We start from the raw sequence: 17,437 nt of genomic DNA, 5'->3' as shown, positions 1-17,437 counted from the left end.
ATGTAAGTTGCGCGTATGATAGGCATTATCAGGTTGACGTGATCTAGATCACAGCACCGCTTCCGGATTATTGCGTTGCTAATACAGCGTAAATTTGGTTGTCTTTGTTTCGCAACACAGGCTGGGTAAGCATCAGTGCGATAACCTTGGCCCGGGAGGAATTTGACGGTGAATGTTCTCTCCATCGAGGGATTGACGGTAGAGTTTAATACTGCCGAGGGACGGACCAAGGCGGTCAACGATGTTTCCTTCGTGGTCCCGGAGAACAAGACAGTCGCACTTGTCGGAGAATCGGGTTCCGGGAAGACGGTTATCTCCCAGACGATTATGGGCCTTTTGCCGTCGATCGCTTCGGTGACATCGGGAAAAGTGATCCTGTCCGATCCCACAGGCGCAGAACCGCCGGTCGATATTGCCTCGCTGGACCGCAAGGGGCCGCAGATGCGCCATCTGCGCGGCAACCGTGTTGCGATTATCTTTCAGGAGCCGATGACCTCTCTGTCGCCGTTGCATACGATTGGCGATCAGATCGGCGAGGCCGCAAAACTCCACCGCGACGTGTCCGCACCGGAAGCGCGCGAACTGACCCAGGAAATGTTGCGTTTGGTTCAGTTTCCAGATCCCGCAAGGGCCCTGGACACATATCCGTTCGAGTTGTCCGGTGGTTTGCGCCAGCGTGCTATGATTTCCATGGCGATGATCTGCAATCCGGCACTTCTAATTGCCGATGAGCCCACGACCGCGTTGGACGTGACGATCCAGGCGGAAATTCTCAAGCTTATCAAGGATGTGCAGTCCGAACTTAGAATGTCGGTTTTGATGATCACCCACGACTTCGGTGTGGTGGCCAACATGGCCGACGAAATCGCCGTGATTTATCATGGCCGGATTATGGAAAAGGGCACAGCTGAGCAGCTGTTCGGCAACCCTCAGCACGACTACCTGAAGGCGCTGCTGAACGCTGTGCCCGGGTTCCATATGGACAAGTTCGAACGATTGGTCCCCATCAGGCCGATTGAAGTGAAGTCGGAAGACCTGACCCGAAACCGCCCGAAATGCGATGTCCTGCCGGGCGAAACTCTTATGGAAATGCGGAACGTGACAAAGGAATTCACGCTTCGCAAGGGATCATTCTTCGGCGGAAAACCAAAGACACTCAAAGCGCTTGATTGTATCAATTTGACCATCAAGCGTGGCGAATGTCTTGGTCTTGTCGGAGAATCTGGATCAGGCAAAACCACGGCCGCCAAGGCGATCCTGCGTGCCCTTCATCTGGAACGTGGCGAGGTTGTCTATAACCGCGGCAAGGGCCTGGAAAACATCGCTGATCTCACCGGCGATGATTTGATGGACTACCGGCGGCGGGTTCAGCTGATATTCCAGGACCCGTTCTCGTCGCTCAACCCGCGCATGACCATCAACGATATTCTGGTGGAGCCGTTTGAAGTCCATGGGATTGGCACAGCGGAAGAGCGCTCTGAGCGTGTCCGCAGCCTGATAAGCTTGGTCGGGCTTGATCCGCGGTTTCTGCGGCGCTATCCGCATTCGTTTTCCGGCGGTCAGCGGCAGCGGATAGGTATTGCCCGGGCGCTTGCGCTCAATCCGGAGTTCATCCTGTGCGATGAGCCGACATCGGCCCTGGATGTGTCAGTGCAGGCGCAGATCTTGAATCTTCTTCAGGATCTGAAGCGCGACCTCAATCTGACATACTTGTTTGTCAGCCATAACCTTGCGGTCGTCGACTATATCGCCGACCGGATCGCCGTGATGTGCCGTGGACGGCTGGTGGAGCTTGGAGAAACGCGCGAAGTCGTGTCCAATCCGCTTCACCCATACACAAAAGCCTTGTTGTCTGCGGTGCCGGAACCAGATCTGTCGACGCCGCTTGATTTCTCGGCACTGGATGCCAATCGCGCATCCGAACCGCACCTGTGGCCGGAGCCATTCCGCGTCACCAATGAAGATGTTCCGTCGTTATTTGAGATGGAACCAGAGCATTTTGTCTGTGCACCCGGTCTTAAGAATGCCGGAGCACTTGAGGGGACTGCAGCATGAAACTGAAACGCATTCTTGGTGGAGGTGTCTTCCTTGCCGCTTTTGCGCTGGCCGGGCCATCGTCCGCGCTGGATCTTGAAGAAACTCCGGGCCTGGATCCGAAGCTTCCGCCTGTGGCGGAACGGGTGCCATCAGAGCCGCTAATCGTTGATCTTGAAGCCAAAGGGCGGACGGTTGGCGAACATGGTGGCAAGCTGAACACACTGATTGGCCGGTCCAAAGACGTTCGCCTCATCAACGTGTGGGGTTATGCGCGCCTGATGGGGTACACCGAAGACCTCGAGTTGGTGCCGGACATTCTGGAAAGCGTTGATGTTGAGGAAGGACGCATCTTCACGCTGCACACGCGCGAAGGGCACAAATGGTCCGATGGCCACCCTTTCGGTGCGGAAGATATCCGGTATTATTTTGAAGATGTTGTCAGTAATCCCGAGCTGACACCATCAGGCCTGCCGCCGTTCCTGCTGGCCGACGGAAAAGGACCAAAGTTCGAGGTTCTTGACGAAACAACTGTCCGGTTTACCTGGGATGCGCCGAACCCGCTGTTTCTGACAGAGCTTGCCAAGGCGCGCCCGCCGTTTATCTACCGGCCCGCGCATTATCTGAAACAGTTCCATGAAAAATACGGCGATCCGGAGACCATCGCGGCGGAAGCTGAGAAGGTAAAGGCCCGCAGCTGGGCACCGCTGCACAACAAGAAGGACGACATGTACAGCGCGCGCAATGTCGACCTTCCCAGTCTTCAGCCATGGGTCCGCAGGGACGACAGCAGCGACCTTCGGTTTATTCTTGTGCGCAACCCGTTCTACCACCGGGTGGACTCGACCGGACAACAGTTGCCTTACATCGACGAAATCATCATGACGGTCGCCGATGGCAAGCTGATACCGGCAAAGACACAGGCCGGCGAAACCAACCTGCAGGCGCGAAACCTCAACTTCTCGGACATCACCGTTTTGAAAAAAGGTGAGAAGCTGAATGACTACATCACCGCGCTTTGGTCCAATGCCAAAGGCTCGGAGATGTCGATCCTGCCGAACCTCACGGTCAAGGATCCGGTCTGGCGGGAGTTGATGCGCGACACCCGATTCCGCCGCGCTTTGTCGCTTGGCATCGACAGGACGTTGTTGAACCGCGTTTTGTTCTTCGGTCTTGGAACGCCGGGCAATGACACGGTTTTGAGCCAAAGCCCGCTGCATCAGCCGGAGTTCACCACCAAGTGGGCGGAACATGATGTCGATCAAGCCAACGCTCTTCTTGATGAAATCGGTCTGACCGAGCGCAACAAGGATGGCATCCGGCTGATGAGCGATGGCCGTCCGCTTGAGATCATCGTGGAGACATCCGGCGAAGACGAAACACAGTTGGATGCGCTCGAGTTGATCGCGGAAAACTGGGCCGAGATTGGCGTCAAACTGTTCGCCAAGCCGAGCCAACGTGACAACCTGCGGGAACGCGCGATCACCGGCGAACTCGTGATGTCGGTCTGGTGGGGCATGGAGAACGGCATCCCGACCGCGGACATGAGCCCGAATGACCTGGCTCCGGTTCAATCGGAGAGCCTGACCTGGCATGCCTGGGGCGATCACTACGAAACCAAGGGCGTGGGCGGCGAACCAATGGATTGGGCACCGGCGCAACGCCTGATGGAGCTCTATCAGTCCTGGCTGGTGTCGAAAACGAGCGAAGAGCGCGAAAAGATCTGGCAGGAAATGCTGCAGATCCATGCTGAAGAAACCATTCGCATCGGCCTGGTGTCGGGCGTACGCCAGCCGGTCGTGATCAAGGGCGTTAAGAACGTACCCCTCGAAGGCATCTACGGGTGGGATCCGGGCGCACACTACGGCATTCATCGGATGGATGAATTCTATATGGACGAATAAGGTTTGCGACAAGATGCCGGGCCGGTTCGATGGAGCCGGCCCGGTTAAGAACAGTGCAAAAATAGAGCGCTGTTCCGATAGTTGGAGGCGGCAAGAGAGCCAGCGGAGTTGTCAAAGCACCGTTGTCAACGAGCCGCCTCAATAACCGGCAGTGTGGCTTTCTGCCGGTATGGCATTTGGGTCTTCAGCGTCGCCCGGCTCCCGGAACTTTTCGGAGCCGTGAAGCGGAAGATCCGAGGCTGAGGGGAAATTAGGTGCTGTATTACATTCTGCGCCGGATCTTGATGATGATCCCGACCTTGTTCGTGATCAGCTTTCTGGTGTTCTTCATCATCGAGTTGCCGACGGGCGATTACATTTCGAACCAGATCGCCGCGCTGAAAACGTCCGGCGAGCAATCGTCTATTGCGAAACTGGAGTTCCTCCGCAAAGAGTTTTCCCTCGACCGTCCGTTCTTCGAGCGGTACCTGATCTGGGTGGGCCTTTGGCCAGGTCCGCATGGCCTGGACGGGTTGCTGCAGGGCAACTGGGGCTGGTCGTTTGAGTTCGATAAGCCGGTGGCGGAAGTGGTTGGACCGACTTTGCCGCTAACAATTGTCCTGAATTTCGCGACCATTCTGTTCGTCTACGTGATGTCTTTTCCGATCGGCATTTACTCGGCAACGCGGCAGTATTCCTGGGGTGATTACGGTTTCACCTTCATCGGATATGTGGGCCTGGCGACGCCCAACTTTCTGCTCGCGCTGATCCTCCTGTATTTCTTCAATCAGTGGTTCGGCTTGTCTGTTGGCGGGTTGATGGCGCCGGAGTACATCGACCAGCCTTGGAGTTTTGACAAGGCGATGTCAGTCCTGGCACACCTGATTGTCCCGACCATCGTGATCGGGACGTCGGGGACGGCCGGTATGATCCGGCGCCTAAGGGCCAACCTGCTCGATGAATTGCACAAGCAGTATGTGACGACGGGCCGGGCAAAGGGCCTGAAAGAAGGCCAGCTCCTGATCAAATATCCGCTGCGGATGGCCATCAATCCGTTCATCGCAGACATCGGCAATCTTATTCCTTCGCTTGTTTCGGGTTCTGTGATCGTGTCGGTTGTCATGAGCTTGCCGACCGTCGGCCCGGTCCTTCTGTCCGCGCTGCAGTCTCAGGATCAGTTCCTTGCCGGGTTTGTCTTACTGTTCGTGGCTGTCCTGACCCTGATCGGCATGTTGATTTCCGACCTGCTGCTGGCTGTGCTTGATCCGAGAATCCGGCTTGGCGGGAGGGCCTCGTCATGAGCGATGACCTCAAGAACAAGACACCGGTGCGCGAAGTCGAGCATTATGTGGATCCCGAGCCGTTCAATCCGGCTGTGGTCGAAGAGCTCAGTCCGGAACAGGAGCGGTTCTACCAAGCCTCCCAGTGGCAAATCATGTGGTGGAAGTTCAAACGCCACAAACTGGCTGTTTGGTCCGGCGTTGTTCTTTTGATTTTTTACCTCTGCGTCCCTTTTGCCGAGATCATTGCGCCCTATGCACCGGACACGCGGGACAGCTATCATCTCTATGCCCCGCCGCAGCCATTGCATCTGTTCCATGAAGGCGAGTTCGTCGGGCCCTTCGTTTATGGACTGAAATCTGAAATCAATATGGAAACGCTCCAGTGGGAGTATTCTCCTGATCTGGAAAAAGTGCAGCCACTCCGCTTCTTTTGTTCAGGGGACGACTACGAATTTTGGGGTTTGTTCCCGGCAACGTTCCATCTGTTTTGCCCAGCTGACGGCGGCACGGCATTTCTCCTCGGGACCGATCGGTTGGGCCGGGATCAGTTCTCAGGACTGGTGTATGGTGCGCGGCTGTCGCTGACGATCGGCTTGGTTGGCGTCACCATCTCCATTGTGCTTGGCCTGTTCTTTGGCGGTATTGCCGGCTACTTTGGCGGCATCGCGGACACGCTAATCCAGCGGCTGATCGAGATCATGCGATCTTTGCCGGAATTGCCACTCTGGATGGCGTTGTCCGCTGCCTTGCCCGTGACCTGGAGCCCTGTCTGGGTCTATTTCGGCCTGACAATCATCCTTGGACTTCTCGATTGGCCGGGGCTTGCGCGTGCCGTCCGATCGAAACTTCTGTCTCTCCGTGAAGAAGAATACGCCAAGGCTGCGGTGATGATGGGAGCCAAGCCAAAGCGGGTCATCACGCGTCACCTCTTGCCCGGTTTCACCAGCCACATCATTGCGTCGGCCAGCTTGTCGATCCCGGCAATGATCCTTGGCGAGACGGCTCTCTCGTTCCTCAATCTCGGGCTCAGACGACCGGCCATCTCCTGGGGCGTTCTACTGAACGAGGCGCAAAACATTTCTGTCGTAACCGTCTATCCCTGGCTGATGGCCCCGGTGATCCCGATCATCATTGTGGTTTTGGCCTTCAATTTCCTCGGTGATGGTTTGCGCGACGCGGCTGATCCCTATAAGTGATCACGAGATAAAATATTATGCGGCGGGCCTAAACGGTCCGCCCCGTCTATTGGAGCAATCATGTCGAACAATGCGAGCACCGCCGAAGGCTGGGATGAGGAATATGTCGCCGGGCGCTGGGCCTTTTTGCGGTCACTTCCAGAAAGCGGCCGGTACGGCATTATTGGCATGTGGCTCAACCTGACCAACTCGATTGAAGAGGTGCTGGACATCGGTTGCGGGGAAGGGCTGCTCTATGAACGGCTCCAGCCGATGGGCGTCAAGCGGTACGTCGGCATGGATCTGTCTCCGGCATCGCTCAAGATTGCCAATGTCGATCCGGAAATCGCGTCCTTGCGCGCTGGCGACATGCACACCTTTGAACCGGAAGCAAATGAACGGTTCTCAGCCATCGTCTTCAATGAGGTTCTTCACTTTGCCGAAGATCCGGCGGCCGTTGTTGAGCGCTACCTGCCGTACCTCAAGGACGACGGCGTGATCGCTCTGTCGATGTACTCTCCGAACAAACCGAACTCCGGTGCCAACAAGCTCATTGAGAAGCTGTGGGATGCCACGGATGATGCGAGTAAATGGGACGTGCTCGATGATTATCGGCTGACGTCGGACAAAAAGGGCAGTGTGACCTGGCGTATGCGGTTGGTGAAACCGGTCGCCTGATCCGGACCCCATATGTTGAGAAACGAGAGCCGCTCGTCCTGATACGAGAGGCCTGAGCTTGAAATAGAGCCTTATACCTCTCAGTAGTCATCCTCGGCCTTGTGCCGAGGATCCATATTTTAAATATGCTATGGATGTTCGGAACAAGTCCGAACATGAAGCCGGAGGGGAATCGGGACTTTGTCAGCAGTCCTGCTTTTCTGCTATCCGGAGATCCGGATCTGCACCTCGTTGCGCCGGAAGGGCGGTGGGGTCAACGGGTCGTTGAAAAACGCAAAGGTCGGCGGCCCTAGGGCCGTGAGCCCTTCTTCTTGCAAGAACGCTTCAAGTCTTGCCTGATGCTCTTTCAGATTTTGCGGAGACCATCGCCCAGAAAACCGGATCGTCGCAACCGTCGCATCCGAGATCGGGACTATGGAAACCCTAGAATCCTCTGGCTTCGGCGCAGTTTCTGGTGAAAAATCGGACGGCAGATAGAACGCGACCGTCCAGCTTTCCGCATTCGTAGGGCTTTGGATGACGGGTGCTGTCATCGAGATCTTGTCGGCCGCGCCGTTGTTTCCCGAGATGTAGCGGAACAGGATCCGGAATGCGTCGCGGGCCGCCTCGTCCCGGTCACCCAGGACTGTGACCTCTGCAGCGGCCGCTGATTTGTATTGCCGGATTTCGATTGGACCGTGGGACGCAACCAGTGTGAATTGCGGTTGCTCCAAAAACCTCGACATGTTGGACCAGAGCAGTGTTCCGATACCACCGAGTAATAGGAGCGTGCCAAGCGTGATTGCAAAATACTTCAGCATGGAACGTCTACGCGCAGCGCGCCGGAAAGGACCACTTATTGATGGGTGCCGACCCGGCAATTTGCTCTGAACGAGTAGAAGCGATCCTATTCTCAGTCCGGAGGTGACCATCCGGCCTGTTTGAGGTAGCCGGCCACTCGGTCCGGGTGGGCTGGGTCCCGCATGATACGCGCAATGACCTCGTCGATCGGAATGGGCCAGGTTTCCATCAGGATTTTGGCATGTCTTTGAGCCGTCTCGGTGTGGCCCAGGGCTTGGTGTGCGGCAATCTTGAAGGCCAGCATGCCAGAGCTGACGGGCTCCCCTTGTTCGGCTGCAATCTGAAGTGCCTGAAGGGTCTCTGCGTAGTTGCCAAGAAAGAAGTTGGCGACTGCATAGACATTCCTGTTCGCGGTGCGGTGGAGTTTCTCTTGAGCTTCAATGAGGGGCCGCGACAGGTCCAGCGCCAGCTGGAAGTCACCATTTGCCAAGGCCACCGTGCCATAAATCTCAAGAATATGAAGATCCGCTGGCGCCATTGCGTTTGCCCGCGCCGACAGCCGGCTTGCTTCTGCATAGTCCCCATTCGCCATGGCGGCCCAAGAGGCGGCAGACTGCGACCAGGGATCGGTCGGATCCAGCGCCACAGCCTTGTCCGCATAAGAGCGCGCTTGGGTTTTAAGCGTTTCCTTCTGATCGCCGGCCGGGCTCAGCAAAGCAAGTGTCCCGGTGGTCTGGGCCGCGCCCGCATACCCCCCCGCATAGTCCGGGTCGAGGCGGATAGCTTCTTTGAAAAAACCTAGCGACAGCCGCTGCCGCTCAACGTCGAAGATCGGAAAAATGAGATCGCGCGCCTGCTCCGCCATATTGACGGCTTGGAGCGCAGCCGGAGACTTCTCCAGGATGGCTTGCCTCTCAACCAACCTGCCCGAAGACGCGCTGATCTCACTCGAATGAGTGTGAAACCCATAGATGAAAAACGTTGCGCCGAAGGCCGTCAGCATAAAGAGCGCTGCTCCTGCCACCCAGTATGGCAGTGCGCGATGTCGCTGCGGTTGATCGGGGAGGGGAAGGTCGTGAGCGGGTGAAGGGTCGTCGATTTCGATGGACGCTGCATCGGAGACAGTTTCGAACCGCGGCGTGTATCCGCCACTGTCAATATGGATGCGCACCTTCGCATCCCGGCCTTCATTCTCGTAATACTCGGCAAGCCGTCGACGGAGCCGGCGTGCGTCGACCCTCACGACATTTTCAGGGTCCCCGTCCGTCTCGGCACGCCGCCCATAAACATCTTGAGCGATGGTTTTCCCCCGGATGCCGTCGCCGCGCCCGTGAACGGTTTCAAGGACGACATATTCCAGGAAACTCTTGAGACGATCCGCATTCCAAAAGGTGGCGCTCGCCAGGATCTGCGACAAAGCTGATAGAACCTGCGCCGAGTCACCGTGAAATTCACTGGATTCAATTGTGGGGTCAGTCTTTGCCATTATAGCGATATGTTTGCATCAAACGGCGTTGAATAACAATAGAAAATGACGTTGCGGCAGTTTCGCGTCACGGTTTATGTCACCGTGTTTCACTTGTCTTATGGGTTGTACACCGCGATCTTGCTCCACACAGGAGATTCCGGCGGCTCATGTCATATGCGGAGCAGATCAAATCGTGGTTTCCCGAAGATTGGCCTATTGTTTTGGAAAACTGTGCGGCCAATCCGGAGATTGAGGAGATTTGTTCAGACCTTGCCCGGCTCGCTAAGGACCTTGAAACGGCGGAAGACAACACTGCATTCATGTCGAGCAACCTGAAGCAGGATGTGCTGAAGACTATGGAAGCTCTGGCTCAGGAAATCAGGCAAAAACTAGACCTGAGCTGAAAAACAAAAAAGTGCGATTGTGGCCCCATCCTGACAAACGCATTCCTCCTGAGATGACTGCCGGGCATCTGCGTCACTGCAGCTGCCCGGCTTTTATCATTTGTTTCCAAGCTCTTTAGTTCGGGATCACGACAATCGTGGATCTGCCGCCCTTGTTGCGCAGGGCATGCACATCGGCGAGTTCGGGGTCGTTGATCCATGCTTTTGCTGCATCCGCATCCGGGAACGATAGAAGTGCAGCGATATTGGGCGCGTCTCCAGCGGACTCAAGGACGATCGGCTCCGGATCAACGGTTACCAGGGCACCGCCATGTCTGGCGAGCGCCGCCGGGGCCTTTTCGCGATAGGCGCCAAGGAGCTCCCGGTCGGTGATTGTGATCATGGCAAGGGCGTGAGTGGTCATGAGAAAGTCTCCGTTGATTGCGACAGGCACAACATAAGAACCATCGGTCGTGATAAAAATTCTTCAATTGCAGACGCATGATGTGCAAAAATGCACATCATGGAAAAGTGGGACGATTTGAAATTTGTTCTGGCGATTGCCAAGGCCGGGAACATCACCAAGGCAGCGCGCGGTTTGAAGGTCACGCATTCGACCGTTTCGCGACGCCTTGCAAGCCTGGAAGCAGAGCTTGGAACGCGGTTGTTTGAGCGGATACCTGAAGGGTTTCTGCCGACAGCGGCCGGGCAGGAGGCTTTGAATGTTGCTGGGCGTGTGGAGCGCGAAATGCTGGCGCTCGATACCAGCATCACAGCGCAAGACGCGGAACTGGAAGGTCCGCTTCGCATCACCGCACCGCAATTGATGTTCCAGGTTCAGCTTGCTGACATCATGAAGGCTTTTGCCGAGAAACATACCCGGATCCAGATGGAGATGATTGCGGCCAACGAGATCCTGAGCCTTCACCGGCGCGAGGCGGATGTGGCGGTCCGGGTGACCAACAGGCCGGACGAAGCCTTGTTTGGCCGGCTCGCAACCCGTCAAAAGCGGACCTATTACATCTCAAGGGACTATGCGCGCCAATTCGGAGAGTCGCTTGCGCCCAATCCGTCAAATGCCGAGATTGGATGTCTCGTTTTCAAATGGGCCTCGCAAAGCGTGCCCAAGCGCATTCTCGCCCGATTTCCGAATGCCTTTGTGAGCGTCATGGCTGATGACATGATCGCGGCCCACGCAGCTGCCCGCGCAGGACTCGGCATGGTCCACATGCCATGCTTTATGGGCGATCCGGACCCGGATCTGATGCGTGTTCCCGGTCTGGAGCCCGAGCATTATCTCGATATCTGGTTGTTGACGCACCCGGACCTAAAGAATGTTGCCCGTATCCGGGCATTCATGCGTTTTGCGGCAGATGCGTTCGCCAAAAAGAGCCACTTCTATGAAGGTGACTGATGAGTGGGTCAGTGAGCCCGCGCAAGAAACCAGGTTCGTGTCGCATCATCCGCCGGTAAAAGTGTTTCGATCCGGATGTCATCGAGAGCGGCATCGGAACTCATTCCGATGGTCGCGATCATGGAAAACAGGCTGAGCTCCGCGCCGTCAACATCGATCTTGAGGGCAAGAACCGGTTCGGGCGGGCCATCAGGAACGGCCTCCATCGCCGCTCGGACACCGGGCAAATCCAAGAGCTCCTTCAAAAGGTCCTGGGCTTCCTGATCATTCGGCCGGCGGGCGGCCTCCATCTCGACGATGCGCATCAGCGCCCGGGCGCTGTCGGTCCAATTGCGCAGACGGTCCTTGACCGGTCCGGGGCTTAATATGGCCCGCAGGATATTCATCTCGGTGGTGTTTCCAAGAAAGGCAAAGAAGGACTGTGCCGAGAGATTGGCCTTTTGCACCGTCCAGATGCGGTCAACACTGAAAGCAGGAAATGGCTCGTGACCGGTCAAGACATGATCGATTGACGCCTGGACCGCCGCGCGGGTTTCTGCGCTCCATCTCTGGTCCATTGAGGGGGCCGCATATCCGGCAGACACCAGCATCGTGTCTACCTCCGCGACGGGCATGCCAAGCGCCAAGCCAAGCTGCGAGATGGCCATTCGGCTGGGTTTTGACCGGCCGGTTTCCAGAAAACTGATGTGCCGCTGGGAAAGCCCCGCTTCCAGAGCAAGGTCAAGTTGGCTGAGCCGCCGCCGCGATCGCCAGGTTTTCAGGAGTTCGGGAAACTTCGAGGCTGTCTGTGTCATGCACTGACTATTCCGGTATGTCGGCGGCTTGTCCATTACCTCCAAGGTAATTGAGATCAGTCACGGCTTCGGCATCCTTTGGGACGTACACGCTCACAGGAGACTGGAAAAATGACTGCAGAACAATTTGGAAAACGCGTTTTGGCCGCTAATGCCCTTTTTTGTGCGGCATGCGGCTTTGCCCTAATCATTTTGCCGGGCGTCTTGACGGAATTGATGTTCAACACCTCCAGCAGTTGGTTGTTTACCGGAGCACTTGCCCTTGGGGCTAGCTTGGTGGCGACTGCTGCGGTTCTCCTTTGGGCCGGCCGGGACACGGCTCGATTGGCTCAACGGCTCTATCTGTTTGCTGCCCTGGATGCGGCATGGGTGCTTGCAAGTGCCATCGTGCTTGTGGAGTTTGCGGCGGCGTTCACGGCACCAGGCTGGTACATCGTTGCCGGCATCGCACTGATCGTTGCCGACTTTGCTGTGGCCGAGTTTCTGGCGGCGCGCAAACTCTCAACACCGGCGCATCGCTACCAACGCGCCGATGCATGACATTGCACTAAACAAGTTGAACGGGCCGCAGATCCCTGCGGCCTTGATCAGATCCAGCGGCGGACTTTGGTGAGATAGTCCAGATAGTCTTCGCCGAACTTCTCGGCCAGCCGCGTTTCTTCCGGTTTGATCTGAAACTCGGTCATATACCAGATGAAAAGCGGGCCGACCGCAATCAGGGTCAAGGTGCCCCAATAGATCCCGGCCGCAAGCAAAAACAGCAGAAGTCCCAGATACATCGGGTTCCGGCTGATGCGATAAAATCCGCTGGTCACAAGAGCCGAGGCCTCTTCCGGGTGCATCGGGTGCACGGTGGTCTTGGCCTTCAGAAATGCCAGGACAGCTTGAGCGCCCAAGAGGCCGCCGACCAAGATAATTATCAGAGCAATCGGTGTGTTGAACGGCGGTGCGACGAAGGCAAACGGCAGTACGATGTGTCCGGCGTAAAGAAGTCCGAGGCAGACAAGGAAAACGACCGGCGGCGGGACTTTCAGTTCCAAGGCATTCACCTCTTTAGCTCGATCGGTTCACCATGTGGCGTGGCGCGTGCAGCCTGGTCCCACTCATCGCGCAATCCCTGCAGTTGGCCGGCCGCGGCGATCCCCTTGCGGCTCAGCAGCGTTGCAAAGGCGTTGAGCCAGTGATCGTAGTAGCCAAGGGACGTGCCGCTGCCGTCACCGTCTTTTGCCAGCTCTGCCCCAAGCGTTTCGGTCCATTCATTCCAGGAAAACATACCGGTTTCATGCGCTTTCACCGTCATCGCAAAAACCCGGGCTTCCCAAGGTTCTGAAAAGACCGGCCCGCCGTCCTGATCGAGCGGCAGTTTCGGTGTCGCAAGCACGGGATCAGGCAAGGTCAAGATAGGGCTCCCACAGATCAATGCGCAGGGACAGGCTCGGATCGTTGTCCGGCCCCCAGATGTCGGTGCCCTTAAACAGCACCCCGTAGAGCCAGGTTGGCTGTTCGCCGCGCCCATGGGCGTTGGCATCCGGGAAAACGTGAACACCATGCACGGCCTCGATGACGCCAACTGTGTCGCGGGCATAGCGGGGGAGGCGGGTATGGCCTTCCGGGTGCATCCGCTTGGTGCGGATCCTGTCACCCACCTTGAACCGGGCCGGTTGCTGTTCCGGTCTGTCCGCAGGCCCCCCCTTGGCTAGGGCTGCGGCCACTTTATCGGCTGTGAGCACCTGTTTGACAGGTTTTGCCGGGACTTCCATGTTGCCGGTCTTCAACTCGGCTTCGGTGATCAGTTCCTTGTCGAGACAGAGCTTCTCAAGGCCCCGGGTCCAGATTTCGTAATAGCTGGAAGTGAGGTAGATCGGCGGCGGTAGGGTTTCGCGGGCATGGCGTGAAGTGTCGATGTTCCAACTCCCTGTCCCGCCCATGGCGAGCGTGATCGCAAAGGCCCGCTCTTCCCATTTGGCATGAAAATTCGGCTCGTTGTCCTCCAGCTCGATCGGCCCGAAGCCCATTTGTCCGCCGAGATCCTGTGCACCGTTCATCGGGCTGCCTCCAATTGGGCGGGCTCAAGCGCAAGCCCGGTGCCAATCATACTGTCGCGGGTGACGAGTTCTGCCAGTTGCTCTTCGGACCAGCCACCGGTTCCGGACGGGCGTTCGGGGATCACCAGATAGCGGATTTCAGCGGTAGAATCCCAGACACGGATCTCCTTGTCCTCCGGCAAACTGACGCCGAATTCGAGAAGAACACCACGCGGATCACGCACGGCGCGGGAGCGGTAGGGCGCTGATTTGTACCAGACTGGGGGCAGGCCAAGCACCGTCCACGGGTAACAGGAGCACAAGGTGCAGACGACCATGTTGTGGGTGTTTGGGGTATTCTCGACCACGACCATGTGTTCGCCCTGCCGGCCGGTAAAGCCGAACTCGGCAATTGCGGCGGTCGCATCCGCGTGCAAGCGTTCCAGATACGCCGGATCCGACCAGGCCCGGGCGACCACCTGCGCGCCGTTCTTTGGGCCGATCTTGGTCTCATAAGTCTCGATGAGCTCATCAAGGGCGGGCGGATCTACATATCCCTTTTCTGTCAGAAGCGTTTCCAGCGCCCGCACCCGGAGCTCAATCTCTGAAAGTTCGGAATGGTCGTGGTCATGGTCGTGATTGTGCGCCATGAGGGCTCCATAACAAATGTGATGCTTTACCGATGGAAATTCCGGCGTTGGATCTTGAGCTTAAGGCGGTAGACGGACAGCGCCAAGAGGGCATCAATCAAAATTCGAGGATCTCGATTGGGGGCAACTTCGTCACGGCGTTTTGCGTTTCTCCTTTTCCCCGGCAAAGTGGCCGTCATACGGGAGACGGAACCATTGCAGACACTGGGGAGACCTCAATGAAACTCGGGCTCGGCGGCGGGTGCCACTGGTGCACCGAGGCCGTCTTTCAGACCCTTGCCGGGATTTCGAATGTCGAGCAGGGCTTTGTCCGCTCCGACCCGCCCAACCATGCCTGGTCGGAAGCTGTACTGGTCACCTTCGATCCGGTGGCGTTGCCGATGGAAGTGCTGGTCGAAGTTCATCTGCGTACCCATTCGGCAACATCGCACCACAAGATGCGCGGCAAATACCGCAGCGCGGTCTATACCTATGATGCGGGCACCGGTGTCCGCGTTTCCCAAATCCTGCACGACCTCCAGAAGCATTTTGAGGAACCGCTGGTCACCAAGGTGCTCACTTTGTCGGCCTTCAAGCCGTCGGATGAGCGCTTTCAGAACTACTACCAGAACGGCCCCGAGCGCCCGTTCTGCAAGACCTACATCGACCCGAAACTCAGCCTTCTGAGACGCGACTACGCCGCCCTCCTGCGCAAGGACAGCGAAGCTGCGGAGTAGGGGGAACGACACACACAATTGTCATCCCGGACGAAGTAACGCGAAGATCCGGGATCTACTCTCAACGCCATATGCCGCAGAGATTGTGTGCTCCTAGTCAGCTCTGCAAATGAGTGGATCCCGGAACTACGCTGCGCTTGTTCGGGACGACGGCACAGACAGAGCATGTTTTTTCCCCCAGCTCCATCGCAACAATCGTCTACGGATGAGGCTCCGGAAATCCGTGGCGCTCTGACAGCGCTTCCAGAATGGAATCTTTGTCGTCGATGAAACCGCCGTCGTCCAGGATCAACACGGGCAGGCTCTGGTGGTCTTCCCCGAGAAGCTCAACGAGCTCCGCGCGCGGCCGGGGCCAGGCGATGCGTTTGACGTTCAGGTTTGCACCAAGTTCGGGGAAGGACGCCAAGACCCCTTCCATCAAGGCGCAGTGCCAGCAGTAGAAGGTTGTGTCCGGATAGGACGGGTCTTCAAAGCCAGGGGTCAACAGGTACAGCGTGTCGGTCATGCGGCTGTGCCTTTTGATGGTTCAGCTAAAGGAGTGCAGCCAAACAGGTCTTTGACCTCTGGCCACTCAGCCCCCGGGTGATGCGCGGCAATGGTGAGGAACTCGTGCAGGAAATCCCAGCAGCCCGCGTCATGGACAAGGTGGTGGGTCAGGAGGCCGAGGGGTTCTTCCGGATTTGTCCGGCGGCGGCAAAGCTCCAGATCGAACTTGCGGAAGGCGCTGCCCCAGCCGATGAACCGGACTTGTTTTTTCCACTTGATGATGTCGACGTGGCACTGAACCTGACGGGCCTTCGGGAAATTGTGCCAGGTAAAGGTGGACAGGCCCGGCAGACCGAGACCGGGCAGGGCGCGTGAAACCTCCGGAGAAATCCGGTTCCAGGGCGGTACGATCGCAGGAATGAATTTTTTGCCAAAAAGCTGTTCCAGCTTGGCCTTGCCTTCGGTCAGTTGTGCACCGAGTTCCTCAAGATCACGACGGAATCCGAGTTCGGCAGCTCGTTCGCCCAAATCTTTGCGCTGGAAGTTCTTGTGCTGCCAGCCGTGTTGCAGAACCGGGGCGTGGCGCTCGTTCTCCAGCCGGTCCGCCAGGGCCGCAGTTGCCTGTTTCGGGATCACCGCGAGGGCGACATCGACATCATGGGTGTTGGCAAGGCGGAGCAACTGTTCCAGCTGCGGCGTCGATTCTATCGCATCATCATCGCGCCACCAGAACCGGACCTTGCGGCCACGTTCGGCAAACCAGTCGAGGTGAGTGGTCAAAGATGCCTTGAAGCGATCAAGATCGTTGGGGGGCGAGGGTTCTGTCACAGGGTTTCCAAGTAGACTCACGGCGCATCGGCGGTGAACAGAAAATAGCTGATGGTCGCAAAGATCGCATCCTGCGCCTTGAGGTCATCGAGTTCGGTTTGCCAGACTTCGTTTTCGCTGGTGGATATCTTGCCGGCCTCAAGAGCGTTGACGGCAAGGCTTGAGAAGTAGCTTGCCGCAAGCTCCTGCGGAAAGATCAGCGCACGCGAGGAAATCTTGATGTTGGCGAAGCCCAGCCTTTCAAGCGCCACCTTCAGTGAACCGGGCAAAAAGCTGTTTTCAACGGCGGTCTCGATCTCATGGTCCAGAACACGGCGGGTGAGCGCCCGGTCCGATATATTGATCGTGTTGGTGGAGAAATACGGTTCGATCAGGGCGATCTTTCCGGAGGGTTTGAGCACCCGGCGCATCTCGGCAAGTGCAGTGCTGAAATCGCTCAGATAGATCAGGATCCGTTCGGCGCGGACACAGTCAAAGCTTCCGTCGCCATAGGGCAGGGCGGTTGCATCGCCGGTCTGATAGGCGATTGACTGACCGGCAGCATCGGCGCGCCGCTGCGCTTCCTTGATGAAGTCGGCGCTCTTGTCGAGGCCGTGCACTTTGCCTTGCGCGCCGGCCGCTTCGGCAAGGCGCCGGGTTTCCAGGCCAAAGCCGCAGCCGACATCGAGGATGGATTTGCCTTCAGCCACACCACCGCGGACCCTGGCAAGGTCCTTGAGCTCCTGCAGTTCGGCGATTCCGTCGAAGGCTTCCAAGGCGGAGATGTAGGCGTTGACACTGTCGACGTCGTTCAAGGCTTTGAACTTGCTCAATTCCATGACCTGTTCTCCCTGGGTGCCGA

20 protein-coding genes are annotated in these 17,437 nt (G+C 57.3%); 9 read left to right on the top strand and 11 right to left on the bottom strand.

The window, feature by feature from the left end:
• The first annotated feature begins 168 nt into the window (after window positions 1–168).
• The 5 genes from ACVDG4_RS06900 to ACVDG4_RS06880 all read left to right on the top strand — a co-directional run bounded on the left by ACVDG4_RS06900 (window position 169) and on the right by ACVDG4_RS06880 (window position 7,053).
• A complete protein-coding gene (locus tag ACVDG4_RS06900; RefSeq protein WP_447234479.1) occupies window positions 169–2,055 on the top strand; it encodes an ABC transporter ATP-binding protein in 1,887 nt (628 codons plus the stop codon).
• Window positions 2,052–3,938 carry an ABC transporter substrate-binding protein gene (locus tag ACVDG4_RS06895; protein ID WP_409690634.1) on the top strand — a complete coding sequence of 629 codons (1,887 nt, stop codon included), beginning with the start codon at window positions 2,052–2,054 and terminating at the stop codon, window positions 3,936–3,938. The genes ACVDG4_RS06900 and ACVDG4_RS06895 overlap by 4 nt, the downstream gene beginning before the upstream one ends.
• A 254-nt stretch (window positions 3,939–4,192) precedes the next feature.
• On the top strand, window positions 4,193–5,218 hold the full coding sequence (locus tag ACVDG4_RS06890; RefSeq protein WP_209173272.1) for an ABC transporter permease: 1,026 nt from the start codon (window positions 4,193–4,195) through the stop codon (window positions 5,216–5,218).
• Entirely contained in the window at window positions 5,215–6,396 is a 1,182-nt protein-coding gene (locus ACVDG4_RS06885; RefSeq protein ID WP_133950915.1) for an ABC transporter permease, read from the top strand. Before ACVDG4_RS06890 ends, ACVDG4_RS06885 begins: the two co-directional genes overlap by 4 nt.
• Before the next feature lie 60 nt (window positions 6,397–6,456).
• Window positions 6,457–7,053 (top strand): class I SAM-dependent methyltransferase, encoded by a 597-nt coding sequence (locus tag ACVDG4_RS06880; RefSeq protein WP_428526864.1) that lies wholly within the window; start codon window positions 6,457–6,459, stop codon window positions 7,051–7,053.
• A gap of 203 nt (window positions 7,054–7,256) precedes the next feature.
• On the opposite strand, the gene ACVDG4_RS06875 is transcribed toward ACVDG4_RS06880, so the two are convergent.
• Window positions 7,257–7,853, bottom strand: a complete 597-nt coding sequence (locus ACVDG4_RS06875) for an SOUL family heme-binding protein (RefSeq protein ID WP_447234478.1) — start codon at window positions 7,851–7,853, stop codon at window positions 7,257–7,259.
• 92 nt (window positions 7,854–7,945) lie between these two features.
• Window positions 7,946–9,319, bottom strand: coding sequence for a tetratricopeptide repeat protein (locus ACVDG4_RS06870; RefSeq protein WP_447234477.1), 1,374 nt, complete (start codon window positions 9,317–9,319; stop codon window positions 7,946–7,948).
• Window positions 9,320–9,468: 149 nt separating this feature from the next.
• Between ACVDG4_RS06870 and ACVDG4_RS06865 the strand changes: the two genes are divergently transcribed.
• Window positions 9,469–9,705, top strand: coding sequence for a hypothetical protein (locus ACVDG4_RS06865; RefSeq protein WP_447234476.1), 237 nt, complete (start codon window positions 9,469–9,471; stop codon window positions 9,703–9,705).
• Between the two features lie 115 nt (window positions 9,706–9,820).
• On the opposite strand, the gene ACVDG4_RS06860 is transcribed toward ACVDG4_RS06865, so the two are convergent.
• The gene (locus ACVDG4_RS06860) at window positions 9,821–10,108 is read right to left on the bottom strand and encodes a DUF1330 domain-containing protein (protein ID WP_306146573.1); all 288 of its coding nucleotides are present in this window, start codon (window positions 10,106–10,108) and stop codon (window positions 9,821–9,823) included.
• Between the two features lie 90 nt (window positions 10,109–10,198).
• On the opposite strand from ACVDG4_RS06860, the gene ACVDG4_RS06855 reads away from it, so the two are divergent.
• Window positions 10,199–11,098: a LysR family transcriptional regulator gene (locus ACVDG4_RS06855; protein WP_447234475.1), complete on the top strand. Its 900-nt coding sequence runs from the start codon at window positions 10,199–10,201 to the stop codon at window positions 11,096–11,098.
• Between the two features lie 8 nt (window positions 11,099–11,106).
• Here the strand turns inward: ACVDG4_RS06855 and ACVDG4_RS06850 are convergent, their stop codons facing one another.
• Entirely contained in the window at window positions 11,107–11,892 is a 786-nt protein-coding gene (locus tag ACVDG4_RS06850) for a helix-turn-helix domain-containing protein (RefSeq protein ID WP_447234474.1), read from the bottom strand.
• 111 nt (window positions 11,893–12,003) lie between these two features.
• Between ACVDG4_RS06850 and ACVDG4_RS06845 the strand changes: the two genes are divergently transcribed.
• Window positions 12,004–12,432 carry a hypothetical protein gene (locus ACVDG4_RS06845; RefSeq protein ID WP_409690652.1) on the top strand — a complete coding sequence of 143 codons (429 nt, stop codon included), beginning with the start codon at window positions 12,004–12,006 and terminating at the stop codon, window positions 12,430–12,432.
• 47 nt (window positions 12,433–12,479) lie between these two features.
• Here the strand turns inward: ACVDG4_RS06845 and ACVDG4_RS06840 are convergent, their stop codons facing one another.
• The 4 genes from ACVDG4_RS06840 to nthA are packed head-to-tail and all read right to left on the bottom strand — an operon-like array spanning window position 12,480 to window position 14,566.
• Window positions 12,480–12,941 carry a methyltransferase family protein gene (locus tag ACVDG4_RS06840; RefSeq protein ID WP_447234473.1) on the bottom strand — a complete coding sequence of 154 codons (462 nt, stop codon included), beginning with the start codon at window positions 12,939–12,941 and terminating at the stop codon, window positions 12,480–12,482.
• Window positions 12,938–13,291, bottom strand: coding sequence for a nitrile hydratase accessory protein (locus ACVDG4_RS06835; protein ID WP_447234472.1), 354 nt, complete (start codon window positions 13,289–13,291; stop codon window positions 12,938–12,940). Before ACVDG4_RS06835 ends, ACVDG4_RS06840 begins: the two co-directional genes overlap by 4 nt.
• Window positions 13,278–13,937 carry a nitrile hydratase subunit beta gene (gene nthB, locus ACVDG4_RS06830; protein WP_447234471.1) on the bottom strand — a complete coding sequence of 220 codons (660 nt, stop codon included), beginning with the start codon at window positions 13,935–13,937 and terminating at the stop codon, window positions 13,278–13,280. The genes ACVDG4_RS06835 and nthB overlap by 14 nt, the downstream gene beginning before the upstream one ends.
• Window positions 13,934–14,566, bottom strand: a complete 633-nt coding sequence (nthA, locus tag ACVDG4_RS06825) for a nitrile hydratase subunit alpha (protein ID WP_447234470.1) — start codon at window positions 14,564–14,566, stop codon at window positions 13,934–13,936. Before nthA ends, nthB begins: the two co-directional genes overlap by 4 nt.
• A gap of 218 nt (window positions 14,567–14,784) precedes the next feature.
• Here nthA and ACVDG4_RS06820 point away from each other — a divergent pair, with 218 nt between their 5' ends.
• On the top strand, window positions 14,785–15,282 hold the full coding sequence (locus ACVDG4_RS06820; RefSeq protein ID WP_306146582.1) for a peptide-methionine (S)-S-oxide reductase: 498 nt from the start codon (window positions 14,785–14,787) through the stop codon (window positions 15,280–15,282).
• A gap of 199 nt (window positions 15,283–15,481) precedes the next feature.
• On the opposite strand, the gene ACVDG4_RS06815 is transcribed toward ACVDG4_RS06820, so the two are convergent.
• The 3 genes from ACVDG4_RS06815 to ACVDG4_RS06805 are packed head-to-tail and all read right to left on the bottom strand — an operon-like array spanning window position 15,482 to window position 17,414.
• Window positions 15,482–15,787: a DUF3088 domain-containing protein gene (locus ACVDG4_RS06815; protein ID WP_306146583.1), complete on the bottom strand. Its 306-nt coding sequence runs from the start codon at window positions 15,785–15,787 to the stop codon at window positions 15,482–15,484.
• The gene (locus tag ACVDG4_RS06810; RefSeq protein WP_306146584.1) at window positions 15,784–16,596 is read right to left on the bottom strand and encodes a polysaccharide deacetylase family protein; all 813 of its coding nucleotides are present in this window, start codon (window positions 16,594–16,596) and stop codon (window positions 15,784–15,786) included. Before ACVDG4_RS06810 ends, ACVDG4_RS06815 begins: the two co-directional genes overlap by 4 nt.
• Before the next feature lie 17 nt (window positions 16,597–16,613).
• Window positions 16,614–17,414 carry a methyltransferase domain-containing protein gene (locus tag ACVDG4_RS06805; protein WP_447234469.1) on the bottom strand — a complete coding sequence of 267 codons (801 nt, stop codon included), beginning with the start codon at window positions 17,412–17,414 and terminating at the stop codon, window positions 16,614–16,616.
• Window positions 17,415–17,437 lie beyond the last annotated feature (23 nt).

It is taken from the genome of Roseibium sp. MB-4 (assembly GCF_053005265.1).
This window is presented reverse-complemented; position numbering and strand designations above follow the sequence as displayed.

What these genes read in the sequence shown, in the direction of transcription:
- ACVDG4_RS06895 (WP_409690634.1), top strand. Translation starts at nt 2,052, where the DNA reads ATGAAACTGAAACGCATTCTTGGTGGAGGTGTCTTCCTTGCCGCTTTT.
- ACVDG4_RS06885 (WP_133950915.1), top strand. Translation starts at nt 5,215, where the DNA reads ATGAGCGATGACCTCAAGAACAAGACACCGGTGCGCGAAGTCGAGCAT.
- ACVDG4_RS06880 (WP_428526864.1), top strand. Translation starts at nt 6,457, where the DNA reads ATGTCGAACAATGCGAGCACCGCCGAAGGCTGGGATGAGGAATATGTC.
- ACVDG4_RS06875 (WP_447234478.1), bottom strand. Translation starts at nt 7,853, where the DNA reads ATGCTGAAGTATTTTGCAATCACGCTTGGCACGCTCCTATTACTCGGT.
- ACVDG4_RS06870 (WP_447234477.1), bottom strand. Translation starts at nt 9,319, where the DNA reads ATGGCAAAGACTGACCCCACAATTGAATCCAGTGAATTTCACGGTGAC.
- ACVDG4_RS06865 (WP_447234476.1), top strand. Translation starts at nt 9,469, where the DNA reads ATGTCATATGCGGAGCAGATCAAATCGTGGTTTCCCGAAGATTGGCCT.
- ACVDG4_RS06860 (WP_306146573.1), bottom strand. Translation starts at nt 10,108, where the DNA reads ATGACCACTCACGCCCTTGCCATGATCACAATCACCGACCGGGAGCTC.
- ACVDG4_RS06855 (WP_447234475.1), top strand. Translation starts at nt 10,199, where the DNA reads ATGCACATCATGGAAAAGTGGGACGATTTGAAATTTGTTCTGGCGATT.
- ACVDG4_RS06850 (WP_447234474.1), bottom strand. Translation starts at nt 11,892, where the DNA reads ATGACACAGACAGCCTCGAAGTTTCCCGAACTCCTGAAAACCTGGCGA.
- ACVDG4_RS06845 (WP_409690652.1), top strand. Translation starts at nt 12,004, where the DNA reads ATGACTGCAGAACAATTTGGAAAACGCGTTTTGGCCGCTAATGCCCTT.
- nthB (WP_447234471.1), bottom strand. Translation starts at nt 13,937, where the DNA reads ATGAACGGTGCACAGGATCTCGGCGGACAAATGGGCTTCGGGCCGATC.
- nthA (WP_447234470.1), bottom strand. Translation starts at nt 14,566, where the DNA reads ATGGCGCACAATCACGACCATGACCACGACCATTCCGAACTTTCAGAG.
- ACVDG4_RS06820 (WP_306146582.1), top strand. Translation starts at nt 14,785, where the DNA reads ATGAAACTCGGGCTCGGCGGCGGGTGCCACTGGTGCACCGAGGCCGTC.
- ACVDG4_RS06815 (WP_306146583.1), bottom strand. Translation starts at nt 15,787, where the DNA reads ATGACCGACACGCTGTACCTGTTGACCCCTGGCTTTGAAGACCCGTCC.
- ACVDG4_RS06805 (WP_447234469.1), bottom strand. Translation starts at nt 17,414, where the DNA reads ATGGAATTGAGCAAGTTCAAAGCCTTGAACGACGTCGACAGTGTCAAC.